The organism is Roseateles sp. GW821-FHT03B02, from assembly GCF_059421025.1.
In genome coordinates this window covers 96,588-109,025 of sequence record NZ_JBWKUV010000010.1, presented here as the reverse complement: position 1 = coordinate 109,025, position 12,438 = coordinate 96,588, and the positions used below count along the sequence as shown (strand labels likewise).

Here is a 12,438-nt window from a genome sequence, read left to right as displayed (position 1 = left end):
CGTGCCGCACCGCCGCTGTAGCAACGATCCCCCTTATTCGCTAGCTGGCGGCAGCGCAGTAAGTGCCTCCTGCTTGAAGACTGCGCTTCGCGGCAGGATCCCACTCGCCACGACGTTTTCTACGATGGTCGCCGGGTCGGCAACAAAGAACGTCAGCACCAACCCTCGCCGGGCGCGAGTGCAGCATACGTACAGCAATCGCAGCGTTCGGCTCCAGGTGTTTTCGTCACCGTCCTGGGCTCGTGCACGATCTGCAGCACGGGCATCAGCGCTGGCGAAGACCCGCTCGTAGTTGTAGGTTCGGTAGTCGCTCTCCTCCTCGTCCATCACGACGATGACGCGGTCGAACTGGGCGCCCTTCACGCCGTGCTGCGTGGCATAGGGGGAGCCTTCTGAGACATAGCGCTCATAGGGCCGAAGCTCTTGTGCAGCGCACCCGAAGAACTTGAGCATTGCCCCATCCGATGATCGCCCTTCGGTAGGCGCTGCACCGGCGGTCTCGGCCTCTTGAGCAACATCGCCAATGCCTCCGACGAACCCAAGTACACGCTCATAGTGCTCGTCGAACCCGAATAGGCCGGCGTCGCGGAGATGGAGAGCAATATCGCCAACGGTGGTGCCTGCCTCATCCAGCATGGCGACAAGTCTCAAAACGGCTGCGTGCAGCTGTCGCAGCACATCTGCGGCACGGCGGCCGACCAGTGCGTCAGGCGCCAGGCGCGGGCTGAACTCTCGGAGCAGGTTCATTGCTGCGAACTCGTTGCCGGCCTTCACGGCTGCAACGATCGGTAGCGCGAAACTGAGGAAGGGTCGAACGGGCCAACCGGTGCCGTCCTGCATCCCCTGCTTCATGGCCTCCGACGTCTTGTCGTTCAGCGCCGAGTAGATGCCGCCGAATCCGAGCCGGTTGGCGGCCATGCGGTGCACGATGACAAGAATCTTGACCGCGTTGTCTGGGGTCGTCCAACCCCCGTCGTTGTTCGTCGCCGCGTTCCACGCCCGGACTCTTGCCAGGGTCTCCGTTCGGTTCAGCGTGTTCGGCAGGACGAACATCCGGGCTGAGCCTTCCACCGGCTTGAGGTCCCCATCGACCCGCTCGTGCAGCCCGCGGACTTGCTCCATGCCGTCGCCCTGCGCGCGCACGGCGTTGGCGACGTCAAGAATCTGCTTGGCGCAGCGAAAATTCTCCGGTTTCGTGATGGCCCGCCAATGGTCTTCGAGCGGGATGTCCCCCGCGCCTCTCATGAAGATCGACTGCATAGGGTCGCCAAAAAAACCGAGGCAGAACTTGCCCCGCATCTGAGCCTCCACTTCCTTGAAGGACTTCACCACCCCCGGGAACGTGTCCTGACTCTCGTCGATGAACACGAATGGGTAGTTCAGCGCCACGACCCGTCGGAACAGCGGGCGGTTTTGCAACAGGAAGTCGGCGAGCTGAAGAATGTCCTCGTGACCGAGGATGCCCTTCGCGTAGTCACTGCCCACGCCGTAGTTGAAAGTCTTGACGTTAGCCACAGCCTCCAGGCTTCGGGCATAGCGCTCCTGGTCGGCCTTGTTCCTGTCGCGCCTGGTCTGCCGAACACGCGAGCAGTAGTTCTCGAACTCTTCTTCCACCTCGGAGATCCGCCTGCGGATGTCGTTCTGAAGCCAAACCTTGATGTCGGCCTGAAACGTCTTGGCAATGGACCAGTAGAAGCTATGGATGGTCGAGACATGGACCAGCGGGTCGCCGTTGACGTCCGCCAGGATTTCGTTGGCGGCGAGGTCGGTATACGTGATGCACGCGACCTTCTGTTTCTTCGACCGCATGCTGGTGCCGTGCTCCGACATCACCCAGTCCAGCGCCTTGATGAGGGAGGTGGTCTTGCCGGAACCAGCGCCGGCACGGACCACGAAGGGCTGCGGCGGCGTCGCGGCAATGCACGCGTGGATCTCGCGATCGGCGTCGGTGTCCGGGCTATCGACTCGCCTGCTCATGCCGTCTGCCCCTCGCCAGCAATGACAGCGACAACACCGGCTGCAGTCGGCTCACTCGTCGCGACCTCCGTGGCGATGGCCGCGTCCGCCTCAAGCTCGTGGGCCACTTTGGCTTCGAGCCAGGTCAAGCCCTCGGCGATGTACGCGGGAACCTTCCAGCCATTGAGCGGCCCACTTGCGAGGACCTCCAGTGCAAAGCGGGTCTTGTCGAAGTTCTTGCCGACCACTCTGTCGTGCAACTTCTCAGCCAGCTCCTCGGGGCTGCTCGGCGCGCGCCTGAGCTTTAGGCCGACCGCCCGGTTGACCTCTGCCTGGCACCAGTCGGCGTTCTCAAGACCAAAGGCCTCCTCAAGCGTGCGGCCGCAGAGCTGCGAGGTCGCCGCACCCACCGTCACCGAAACCTTGGTCTGATAGGCCACCCGAACCTCAGCGCTGGAACCCTCGGCCAGCGACAGCGTCTTTTGCTCCGCCGTGACTTCCCAGAGTTCGGCCACCGACCGCTTCTTCGGGATCCAGCTGATGAGGGTTTGGTTAGACGTGACGGCACCTTCCACGTGCGCATGGTAGGTGCTGCCACGCTTCTTGGACTTCTTCTTGCCGCCCGGTTCTGCTTCGTCGTCGTCTTCGAGCTCGAAGGGCTTCAGGTCGTCATCCTCGTTATCTCCGTCGACGGCGCCGCCAGCTCCTGCGCCTTGCGCGGCGGCATCCTCGGCATCCGTCTTGACCGTCACGCTTGAAAGCTGCGGAAACGTCGGATTGGGTACCAACTCAACTGCACTGATCAGGCGTTGCATCAAGGTCGCTCGTCGCATCTGACATAACGTCATGCCGAATTCGCATGGGATGAATGCGGCTGAGCAGTCGTTCTCAGCGGCCGTTGGTCTCTGTGGGTCAATGAATTTGTTTTCCGTTTGGCGGCCAAGGGCGGCCAAGCCCAGCGGGCTCATCCCTGTTGGGAGAGTTAAAACTTTGACAGCAAGTGGCGCACGCCTCTTGAGGACCGGATCAACACATTGACGCCAAGATCAAAACATTGTTATTAGCCACCAACAATGCAGCCATGCTCCAGTACCTGACCCTGCCCGTCACCCCCTTCCAGCAGAACTGCTCCATCGTCTGGTGCGACGTCACCCGGGACGCCGCCGTCATCGACCCCGGCGGTGAGCTGCCGCGGCTGCTGGCCGCGGTGAAGGAGCGTGGCCTGAATCTCAAGGCCATCTGGCTGACCCATGCCCACATCGACCATGCCGGCGGCACCGGACAGCTGGCGCGCGAGCAGGGCTTGCCCATCATCGGGCCGCACCCGGGCGACCAGTTCTGGATCGACGGCCTGCCGCAGCAGAGCAAGATGTTCGGCTTTCCGCCGGTCGAGGGTTTCAAGCCCGACCGCTGGCTGGACGATGGCGACGCCGTGCAGATCGGCCAGGAGACGCTGGCCGTGCGCCACTGTCCCGGGCACACGCCGGGCCATGTCGTCTTCCACTCGGCCTCGGCGCGGCGCGCCTTCGTTGGCGACGTGCTGTTCGCCGGCGGCATCGGCCGCACCGACTTCCCCGGCGGCAACCATCGGCAACTGCTCGACGCCATCCGCACCCGGCTCTGGCCCATGGGCGATGACACCGTCTTCATTCCCGGCCACGGGCCCGAGAGCAGCATCGGAACGGAACGCCGCAGCAATCCCTATGTTGCAGATGGCGTCTGAGCCACGGAACGCTTCGCTGTAATTCGTTCACAAACGCATCCAGCAACATTTACGCCCGTGCCCAAACATGCTCTCCTACGCTTTGAGGATGGCTCGCATGGGGTGGGCCGAGGAGTGCTTAGATGTGGATGTCCGAGTTTGTGCAGCCGGGCCAGGCGCCCGGTTCCCGTCCCCGAGAGCGCCGTGCGGCGGCCTCGCTGTCCAACCAGTGGATGAGCCTCGTGCTGGAGGAGCTCGACCATGGCGTCGTGCTGCTCAATGGTGCCGGCCGGGTGCTGCATACCAATCTCGCCGCGCGGGCCTCGCTGGATGACAACCATCCGCTGGAGCTCGTCGGCCAGCACCTGCGCGCCCGCCTGCTGACCGACGCCGTGCCGCTGGCCGAGGCGCTGGAGGGCGCCGAGGCGAGCGGCCGCCGCTGCCTGCTGCGCCTGGGCGACGAGCGCGCCGAGTGTGGCCGCGCCAACGTCGTCGTCGTGCCGCTGAACCGCGACGTCAGCCAGGCCGCCGTGCTGCTGATCCTGGAACGCCGCCAGCTCTGCGGCGACCTGGCCGCGCAGTGGTTCGCGCTGCGCTACCAGCTCACGCCAGCCGAGACCGAGGTGCTGAAGGCGCTGTCCAACGGTGTCAAGCCCACCGAGGTCGCCCAGCGCCAGGGCGTGGCCATCTCGACGGTGCGCAGCCAGATCCAGAGCATCCGCGCCAAGAGCGGCGCCGACAGCATTGGTGAGCTGATGCGCCAGCTGGCACTGTTGCCGCCGCTGGTGTCGTCGCTGCGGCCGGCCAAGCTCGTCAACTGACGCGCGTTTGAGCGCGGGGCCGCCCCAAGCCGGCCCGCGTTCAGCGGGGCCGGACTGGGCGAGGGGCTAACATTCCCCGATGGCTGACGACTCCCTCGACAACGACTACCAAGCCCTGCCGCCGTCGCTGCGGCTGCTGGCCGCGCGCGGCATGGCGCGCAGCTACCGCAAGGGCATCGTGCTGATCGAGGAGGGCTCGGTCGGCGACAACCTCTACCTGATCCTGTCCGGCTCGTTGCGTGCCTTCAGCAGTGACGCCCGCGGCCGCGAGATCACCTACGGCGTCTACGGCGCCGGCGAATACGTCGGCGAGATGAGCCTGGACGGCGGGCCGCGTTCGGCCAGCGTCATCACCGAGGAGGCCAGCCGCCTCGTGATGGTCACGCGTGCCAGCCTGCTGACCCACATCAGCGAGCACCCCGAGTTCGCCTTCGAGCTGCTGACCAAGGTCATCCGCCGCGCACGGGCGGCCACGCTGTCGACCAAGCAGCTGGCGCTGAACGACGTCTACGGCCGGCTGAAGAATCTCGTCGACGAGTCCACCGGCGACGGCCGCCACCTGGCGCTGACCCACCAGGGCATGGCCCAGCGCCTGGGCTGCTCGCGGGAGATGGTGTCCAAGCTCGTCAAGGACCTGGAGCTGGGCGGCTACCTGCGCCGCGTCGCCGCCGGCGAATACCAGCGCCTGAAGACCCTACCCGCCCGCTGGTGAGTTCGACGCCGCGGCCTTGAGCGGCGGCGCGATGGGGAAGCGCTTGTCGGGCCGCGGCGCGCGGGCGTAGAGGCCGGCCACCTTGGGCAGGTTGGCCTGGATGTCGGTGATGCGCGTGCCGCTGGACGGGTGGGTGGACAGCCACTGCGGCGGCGCGCCCTTGTTGGCGGCCATCATCTTTTCCCACAGCCGCACGGCGGCGGCGGGGTCGTAGCCGGCGCGGGCCGACAGCTCAATGCCGACGAGGTCCGCCTCGCTCTCGTCGTCGCGGCTGAAGCGCAGGTTCACCAGCTGCCCGCCCAGGCCGGCCAGGCCGCGACCCAGGTTGCCCAGGCCCAGCAGCGCCGAGCCGAGCTCGATGACGCCGTTGGTGACTGCCGACTTGCCGACCCGCTCGCGGGCGTGTTCGCGCAGCGCGTGCGCCACCTCGTGGCCCATGATGGCGGCCACCTCGTCGTCCTCCAACTTGAGCTTTTCCAGGATGCCGTAGAAGAAGGCGATCTTGCCGCCCGGCATGCAGAAGGCATTCAGCTGCGGGCTGCCCAGCAGGTTGACCTCCCACTTCCACTGTCGCGCGCGGTCGTTCCACTCGTAGCTGAAGGGGATGATGCGCTGGGCGATGTAGCGCAGCCGCTGCAGCTGCGGGTGCTCCATGGGCGCGAGGCCGCGCTGCTGGGCGGCCTCGCGCATCATCTGCGCGTACTGCTGGCCGCCGGCACCTTCCAGCTGCTCCGCGGACACGAAGCCGGTGAACTTGCTCTTGGGGCCCACGTCCACGCCCTCGCGCGCCCAGGCGGGCGTGAGGGCCGGCGACAGGGCCGCCGCACCGAGCAGGCCGGTGAACAGGCGCCGGCCGCGCTGGGCGGGCGGCGCGCAGCGGCCGGCGGCGCAGTCGGCGCAGGCGCCGAACATGCGCGTCGGCGGGTTCGAGAAACGCAGCTCCTCGCTGACCTTGAACTCATGGGCATCCATGCCGGCATTGTGCTTCGACGGTGATGGCCCCGTCGTAGGACGTGGTGGCCGCCAATAAACGCGTTTTGCAGCGCCCCACGCGAAAAGCCGTTCTTGCAGGGGACAGGACAAATAGTTGTTTCGGACGGGCCTGAAATTGAGCTGCATCTCCGGCAATAAAGTCATTTCGAACAGGCGGGGTAGCCAGTGCCGGCTGGCAGGCGCAGCGCGCCTTCAGGTTGCGCAGGTGGACTTTTCCAGCTCGAACTGGATTTACACGCTGAACGCTAGAAAACGACCGTTCTGGCGCTCACAGGGCAGCCTTCTTGGCTGACGCCCTCTTTGCGGCTGCCTTCTTAACCGCCACCTTCTTCGCCGCAGCGACCTTCTTGGAGGGGGCGGCTTTTCTTGCCGGAGCCGCCGTCTTTCGAGCGGGGGGCGCGGCCTTCTTTGCGGGAGCACCCTTTCGCGCGGGTGGAGCGGCTTTTTTTGCAGGAGCTGCCTTCTTCGCTGGGGCGGCCTTCCGCGCCGGAACTGCCTTCTTTGCTGCTACCGCCTGCAGGATGCCGGTCGAGCCGGGTCGAAGCCCCGGAAACTTGCCGCCAATGGAACCCACCTTTGGCTTCGTCGTTTTGGCTGGCAGCGTGGCAGGCGCGGGCTTCGAACGGCGCTTCTCCGCAGCGCGCCGACTCGCGAGGGCGTCGAGGCCGTCGTTGAGCCAGCTCACGGGCTTCTGTGTGAAGTACTCGGCCACCGTCCGTCCGAGTTGTATTGGCTTCTGCCCTTTGCTCACCGCACCGCGCATGTCCACGTAGACGAGCCAGTCGGTACTCGCGTGGTTTTCAGCCTGGTACAGGAACACGGCGGTTCCGTCGACCTTCATGTGGGCGACCCGGCATTCGCCTGATGCGTCATGCCGCTTCAACAACTTCGCCAGGGTCGCGACGGTCGCCTCTGTTGCCTGGAACTGAACCGCTGGGAAAAAGTTGTAGTCAGCGAAGGACGCTGGCTCCGCGGCCTTGATGGGCGGCACCTTGTCCGGTCGTACCGACGGGTTGGAATCAGCTGGCATCAGGCGTCCATTCGAAGCGGGGTTTTAGGCTCTCCGCCTTCGTGTAGCGAACCTTTCGGATTTCCACGGTGATGCAAGCAAATTCACCGCCGTTTCGGTCCTCGACCCAGGGGCTATCCGAATGAAGATGCCAGTACACCTCCGAGGGAGTCTCACAGAACGGCGTGGGCTTCACGTCGGTCTCGAATTCAATCCCGTCGACTCCATCCTTCAAAGGGCCTGGCATGGCGCGAACCACGGGGTGGTCGTTCCCGTACATCGCCTCCTTGCCCCAGATTTCACCGGTGTGGACTTGGGCGATGACCGTAAAGAAGTCCTGCTTGTGGTTACCTGTAGCGACGCGATGAAATATCCGCTTGGTCATGATGCGGTGACGGCTCCGTGGTCAGCGGTCAGTGCAGCAGCTCGCGGCGCACATCGTTCCCGGTGGCCTCGAATTCACCACCCACATCTGCTTCGCCTTGGCGAACCAGCGCCAGGTTCAGTGCATCAACCTCGGCCTGAACATCGGCGGCCTGGCGAGCGAATTCATCGCGCACTTTCTCAGCCTCCAGCAGCTCTGCCTTCTTCGCCTCAATCAGCGCCCGGACGGCTTGGATGGTGTCTTCCGAATGTTCCATCCGCACATTGTGCCCACCGGTTGCGGGCCGGGTCGGCGAGCTCAACACCGCAGGCCTTGTTGACAGCGTTCGGCGCTGCTGCTTACCATTTGCGCGCGGTTCAAGCCGAACCGCGGGCAAGTTGGCGCCCGTCAGTGCACGCATCGGTCCTCACCGACACGGCAAAGCCAGTTCGAATCGCAAGACTCCCTTCCCGGCTCGATGACCTCCACTTGGGGAGCCGGACAACGCGTGCCGTCCCTTGATGCTCTCCGGGAGTTCATCTATGGCAGCCGCTGCTGCGCCGACGGCGCATCCCGCTTCCCCTTCCGACCTGCAGGCTACGGCCGCAGCCCTGTGGACCTTTGTCCACCTCAAGGTTCCTCGCTTCACCTCGGAAGCCGCGCTCAAGGTGGTTGAGGGGCTGCAACCAAAGCCCGACGAAGACCCCAAGGCCCTGGCCAAACGGCTGCGCAAGGCCCTGAGCGACGCCGGTGTGGCCCTGAAGCACACGGCGGCTCTGGACGCCGCCTCGCGCATCCTGGGACGCTCGAGCTGGCACGCCCTCAATCGAGAACCGGCCGTTCCGAAGCTCAATCTCGCCGTCGTCGCCAAAGCGCCTGAGGAGCAGTTCTCAACCTGGCACGAGCTGGCGCCGCGGTTGGCGCAGTGGCTGGAGGCTTGGCATCAGGTCAAGCCCACCACCGTGTTTGAGGTCCGCTTCGGGAACGACTTCATCCTCGTATGCGTGCCAGAGCCCAAGCAGGACAGCACGGCCGGGGAGACCGAAATGATGCCAGCGCTGTCCGTTACGCCGATTGGAGACTTCGAGGGCTGGCTGGATGACGCCAGCGCAGCCTTTGAGCTCGTTCGCCGGCGGTTGGAGGAGACCGGCAAAGCCATCTTGGACGGCGTTGCGGCGCTCCAGGTGTGTGGCCGCCTCGCGCTGGAGGTCGCGGGCAGGCTGTCCTCAGTGCCAGGGCCCGTGACGCTTGACGACGCGTGCAACTCGGAGCTCGTGCTACTTCGTGAGGACGACGGCCCGGGGAGCAGCTTCGAAATCGCCCGTGGTGACGAGATGACGTGTTGGTCGCAACTCGAGCTGGCCGTGAAGAGCGAGGCGAAGGGCCTGCCCCTTGAAGTCTCTATGGAAGCAGGCGCGTGGTGGGTCGGGATGGGGCGCTACGTGTGGCAGCTCACAACCCTTTACCCGGACGACTATGCGCCACGGTCGGTTCAAGCCTCACTCACAGACGCCGAGACCGCCAAGCTCCTGCGGCGCTACCACCTCGCGCGGGGCATCCTTGGCGGCAAAGTGAAGCACCACCACGTCACGAAGCAGCTCAAGTACCTGAGCGGCCCGGACGACACCTATCGCGTCGACCTCAATCGGGTCTTCCATGCCCTGAACGACGCCGGTTACGACTGGGACTCGTTTTGCGCTGAGAAGGGCATCGAGCAGGCCAAGACGCCCGACGTGGCGGTCGGTTTCGTCATGACCCTGGCTGAGCACCTCAAGCTCGCGGACCCCAACAGGCTCTTTGCCTCGCCGCCGCGGGCGAAGCTGGTCAAGGCTACCGACGACAGCCTCATCCGCTCGCTGATGCCGCGTGTGGACTTCGTGCGGTATCGGTCGCCACGCGACCTCGAGCCCGACCAAGTCCAAGGCATCCGCGATGCCATCGAAGACTTCAGCGCCTCCATCCGAGTGCAAAGGATGCAGCAGCTGGGTCAACTCACAGACCCCGACGACCCGCTGCCGTACCTTTGCTACGCCGGAGACGGCGAGGAGCTGCGGCTGAAGCTCGAGGCGCTGGGCCTGGAGATATACGTTGGAGTGATGCCTCACCTGGTTCCAACCGAAGGCGTCATTGAGAAGGTGCCGAACACCTGGTCCTACGCCTTTGGCCACGCCATCTATCTGGACATCGACCGCCTTGAGGAGGGCGCATGAACAAGAAGTCGAAGCAGAAGTCGCAGGCGAAGACGACGGCTATGGCGGATGCGGACAGCGACATCGCTATCGCGCCTGCCGCGTCGAAGGCGCCACAGCTGCGACTGGACGACCTAAGGGCAGCTGCAGCAGCGCATATCGACAACCATGCCTGGTCAGAAATCGCGGCGTTGGGCCGTGTGCCTTTGGCGGACATCCACGAGGACGACCGTAAGTCGGCAGAGGTGTGGCTCCTTCGCGCCAAGATTCTTGGCCTCAAACCGCCCGGTTCGACAACGCACATCGACTTCATGCCGAAAGAGGTGCGCGAGGAGTACATAGCAGCTCTAAAGGGGCTGGCTGCCAAGGTCGACGCGCTCCATACGCTGCCTGAGTTCAATCAGTATCTCGAGACCCTCGGCTGGTCAGTTGGCGACCGTGCGGAGGCCTTCCGACGCCTGTCGCGCGCCTGCATGGAGATGACGAATCTCCATTGGCTGCGCGAACTGCGAAACAGGACGTTCGGTCTGCTCAGAGCGCAAGAGAACCCCGGCGACCCATTGTCCGCAGCCGACCAGGAAATCATGGCGGCGTTGCCGGACCTCACTCTGACCCTGAGCGAAGCGTTCGCCGCCGCAGAGCAAGGTGGTGCGCTCGATGACGAGGGACAGGCTGTCGTCAAAGTGATGCGGCTCGACCTTGACCTCATGATGGCAGACGCGTGGGACTACGAGCGGGTGGGTGAAGCACTTCTCCGGTTGCCGAGCCCGACTGAGGCTGAAGTCGCTGGGATGTACACCGACGATTCCTCGGACGGCTCGCGGCTGAAATTGACCCCCCGGGCATGGGCGTTCATGTGGATGCTCCAGCATGCCTCCGCTGAGGGTATGCGGGACCTGCTTCAGCGGTTCCCGGAACCTTTCGCGTGCGACCCTTGTGAAGGCCTTCGCCGTGTGATGTGCGCGCTGCACGGTATTGGCGACGTCGACCAGAACATGGCGACTGCGGTGCGCCTGTTGATGCGCTTTGCGAACGATAGCCCGTATTGGTTCGGCGAGTACCTGACCATGACCGTGGGCGACGGCGTTCGCGAAATCCACTTAGGGTCGGCCAATCTGCACATGGGCGCGGTGGATGACATGCTCCTGCGCCTGTACGAGCAAGCCCCGGAGGACTTTCCGAGACTCCCCGAGCTACGGGCGCTTTACCGCATCTACAGCGCTGCAGTTCAGTTCTCGGCGCTGGAAGATGAGGACGATGCCGACGAAGGCATGCCAGGCCTCGCATGGCTGTGCGAGCAGAGCATCTCCTTTCAGTTCGCTGCGGCCTACGCCATACAAGGCGTTGCCGGCCGTATGCGATTGCTCCTCGATGCCATGCGTCGCACCACGGAAGCTGGGCTGCCGCCGCCCCAGAACTACTACTCGGGTGACCTCGACGAAGGCCTTGACGAACCCGAAGCTGGGCCGGTGCTCGAGGCCTTGGAAAAGCTAGCAGCGGTGCGCGAGAGCATGGATTCAAAGACGCAGCAAATGTGGCTCGCGGTCGCCGGCGACATCTTCAGCGCGTTGTCCAAGCTTGGCGACAAGGTCCGAAAGCGCCTGTTGCCGCTGGCGCGCTTCTTCCGCGATGACCTGCTTGAAATGGGGCACGCATTCAGGTTGGCCTACCTTGAGCAGGTGGCCGGGGACCCAGTAAAAGCGCTGCGCTACTACCTCGCCTACATTCAGGTCGCCGACGACCCAGCGAGCGCTATCAACAACGCCAAGCTACTCTGGGCCAACTCCGAAAGCCTCGATGAGGTTCAGCAGCTCGTCGACACGCTTGAAGAGGACCTGAACGCATCGAGCCGTGCCGACGCTGTCCGCGAGTTGCTCACTGATGCCAAGGCGCGCCTCGCCGCCCTGAACAAGCAGGACCAGTTCGAGCGAACCGCGGTGACCCGGTGGCCGACGCTGACCGCGCCGGCGCGCAAGTTGCTCAGCGTGTTTGGCGCCATCAAAAGCTACAACGGCTTGGCTGAGGTGGCCGAATATGCCGGCATGGAGCTGAAGTGGGCTGAGAAGCACTACGACAAGCTGGTCGACCTCGGGATGCTCTTGACCACCGAAAAGCACTTCCGAATCAACCCGCACATCGCACCGTTGCTTGAGCGTGAGGCTCAGCACGCCGTCGTCGGCCGAATCGTCCGCGCCCAAGGCACCAGCGCGGTCAAGCAGGTCTTCAACAGCCAGCGTGAGTTCACCATCTACCAAGTCCTGGTGCAGCTGTGTCCCAACCACCTCGTCTTTCCGAATTGCTCGCTTCAAAGCGTGATGAGCTTTGACCGCATGAAGGAGTTAGCCAGCGAAGACGACTTCGGCTACTACCTCCGGGCGAGCGTAGACATCGTCGTCGTCTCATCTACGACCTACCTGCCGATGCTGGCCATCGAAGTCGACTCCGTATGGCATGACACCGAGCGCCAGCAGCGCAATGACGACAAGAAAGACCGCCTGTTCGCGGCCGCCGGCATTCCGTTCTTGCGTCTCCGCCCAGTTGGCAGCCCGTCAGAGAACACCATCCGTGCCCAGGTGGCAGAGCACGTCGAAGAGCTGGTGCGCAGCCTCCGCTCGGACCTGCCCGGCTACGACCAAGCGCGTGGGCTTCTGGAGGACCTATCGGGCATCCGAAGGTAAGGAAGATGCTTCCC

11 protein-coding genes are annotated in these 12,438 nt (G+C 64.4%); 5 read left to right on the top strand and 6 right to left on the bottom strand.

From position 1 onward, the window contains the following. Positions 1-33: 33 nt before the first annotated feature. Positions 34-1,977 (bottom strand): UvrD-helicase domain-containing protein, encoded by a 1,944-nt coding sequence (locus tag AC07VX_RS23300; RefSeq protein WP_493166993.1) that lies wholly within the window; start codon positions 1,975-1,977, stop codon positions 34-36. After that, on the bottom strand, positions 1,974-2,771 hold the full coding sequence (locus AC07VX_RS23295) for a hypothetical protein (RefSeq protein WP_493166994.1): 798 nt from the start codon (positions 2,769-2,771) through the stop codon (positions 1,974-1,976). Before AC07VX_RS23295 ends, AC07VX_RS23300 begins: the two co-directional genes overlap by 4 nt. Positions 2,772-3,037: 266 nt before the next feature. Between AC07VX_RS23295 and AC07VX_RS23290 the strand changes: the two genes are divergently transcribed. From AC07VX_RS23290 to AC07VX_RS23280, 3 genes are all read left to right on the top strand, one after another. Beyond that, complete coding sequence (locus tag AC07VX_RS23290) at positions 3,038-3,679, top strand: MBL fold metallo-hydrolase (protein ID WP_493166995.1); 642 nt, start codon at positions 3,038-3,040, stop codon at positions 3,677-3,679. 128 nt (positions 3,680-3,807) lie between these two features. Next, on the top strand, positions 3,808-4,479 hold the full coding sequence (locus AC07VX_RS23285) for a helix-turn-helix transcriptional regulator (protein ID WP_493166996.1): 672 nt from the start codon (positions 3,808-3,810) through the stop codon (positions 4,477-4,479). A 79-nt stretch (positions 4,480-4,558) separates the two neighbouring features. Next, positions 4,559-5,191: a Crp/Fnr family transcriptional regulator gene (locus AC07VX_RS23280; protein WP_493166997.1), complete on the top strand. Its 633-nt coding sequence runs from the start codon at positions 4,559-4,561 to the stop codon at positions 5,189-5,191. Here AC07VX_RS23280 and AC07VX_RS23275 read toward each other — a convergent pair. The 4 genes from AC07VX_RS23275 to AC07VX_RS23260 form a co-directional block, all read right to left on the bottom strand. Continuing rightward, the gene (locus AC07VX_RS23275) at positions 5,174-6,103 is read right to left on the bottom strand and encodes a M48 family metallopeptidase (RefSeq protein WP_493167100.1); all 930 of its coding nucleotides are present in this window, start codon (positions 6,101-6,103) and stop codon (positions 5,174-5,176) included. The two genes, AC07VX_RS23280 and AC07VX_RS23275, sit on opposite strands and share 18 nt — an antisense overlap. 349 nt (positions 6,104-6,452) lie before the next feature. Then, complete coding sequence (locus AC07VX_RS23270; protein WP_493166998.1) at positions 6,453-7,214, bottom strand: hypothetical protein; 762 nt, start codon at positions 7,212-7,214, stop codon at positions 6,453-6,455. Continuing rightward, positions 7,204-7,578, bottom strand: coding sequence for a hypothetical protein (locus AC07VX_RS23265; RefSeq protein WP_493166999.1), 375 nt, complete (start codon positions 7,576-7,578; stop codon positions 7,204-7,206). The genes AC07VX_RS23270 and AC07VX_RS23265 overlap by 11 nt, the downstream gene beginning before the upstream one ends. Positions 7,579-7,606: 28 nt before the next feature. Then, positions 7,607-7,978 carry a hypothetical protein gene (locus AC07VX_RS23260; protein WP_495122027.1) on the bottom strand — a complete coding sequence of 124 codons (372 nt, stop codon included), beginning with the start codon at positions 7,976-7,978 and terminating at the stop codon, positions 7,607-7,609. Positions 7,979-8,099: 121 nt separating this feature from the next. Between AC07VX_RS23260 and AC07VX_RS23255 the strand changes: the two genes are divergently transcribed. Both AC07VX_RS23255 and AC07VX_RS23250 read left to right on the top strand, forming a co-directional pair. Next, positions 8,100-9,767 carry a hypothetical protein gene (locus AC07VX_RS23255; RefSeq protein ID WP_493167001.1) on the top strand — a complete coding sequence of 556 codons (1,668 nt, stop codon included), beginning with the start codon at positions 8,100-8,102 and terminating at the stop codon, positions 9,765-9,767. Beyond that, positions 9,764-12,424, top strand: a complete 2,661-nt coding sequence (locus AC07VX_RS23250; RefSeq protein ID WP_493167002.1) for a DUF2726 domain-containing protein — start codon at positions 9,764-9,766, stop codon at positions 12,422-12,424. Before AC07VX_RS23255 ends, AC07VX_RS23250 begins: the two co-directional genes overlap by 4 nt. The last annotated feature ends 14 nt before the right edge of the window (positions 12,425-12,438 follow it).

Bases quoted from the DNA above. Each gene is read 5' to 3' on its own strand.
- AC07VX_RS23300 (WP_493166993.1), bottom strand. From the start codon at position 1,977: ATGAGCAGGCGAGTCGATAGCCCGGACACCGACGCCGATCGCGAGATC.
- AC07VX_RS23295 (WP_493166994.1), bottom strand. From the start codon at position 2,771: ATGCAACGCCTGATCAGTGCAGTTGAGTTGGTACCCAATCCGACGTTT.
- AC07VX_RS23290 (WP_493166995.1), top strand. From the start codon at position 3,038: ATGCTCCAGTACCTGACCCTGCCCGTCACCCCCTTCCAGCAGAACTGC.
- AC07VX_RS23285 (WP_493166996.1), top strand. From the start codon at position 3,808: ATGTCCGAGTTTGTGCAGCCGGGCCAGGCGCCCGGTTCCCGTCCCCGA.
- AC07VX_RS23280 (WP_493166997.1), top strand. From the start codon at position 4,559: ATGGCTGACGACTCCCTCGACAACGACTACCAAGCCCTGCCGCCGTCG.
- AC07VX_RS23275 (WP_493167100.1), bottom strand. From the start codon at position 6,103: ATGTTCGGCGCCTGCGCCGACTGCGCCGCCGGCCGCTGCGCGCCGCCC.
- AC07VX_RS23270 (WP_493166998.1), bottom strand. From the start codon at position 7,214: ATGCCAGCTGATTCCAACCCGTCGGTACGACCGGACAAGGTGCCGCCC.
- AC07VX_RS23265 (WP_493166999.1), bottom strand. From the start codon at position 7,578: ATGACCAAGCGGATATTTCATCGCGTCGCTACAGGTAACCACAAGCAG.
- AC07VX_RS23260 (WP_495122027.1), bottom strand. From the start codon at position 7,978: ATGCGTGCACTGACGGGCGCCAACTTGCCCGCGGTTCGGCTTGAACCG.
- AC07VX_RS23255 (WP_493167001.1), top strand. From the start codon at position 8,100: ATGGCAGCCGCTGCTGCGCCGACGGCGCATCCCGCTTCCCCTTCCGAC.
- AC07VX_RS23250 (WP_493167002.1), top strand. From the start codon at position 9,764: ATGAACAAGAAGTCGAAGCAGAAGTCGCAGGCGAAGACGACGGCTATG.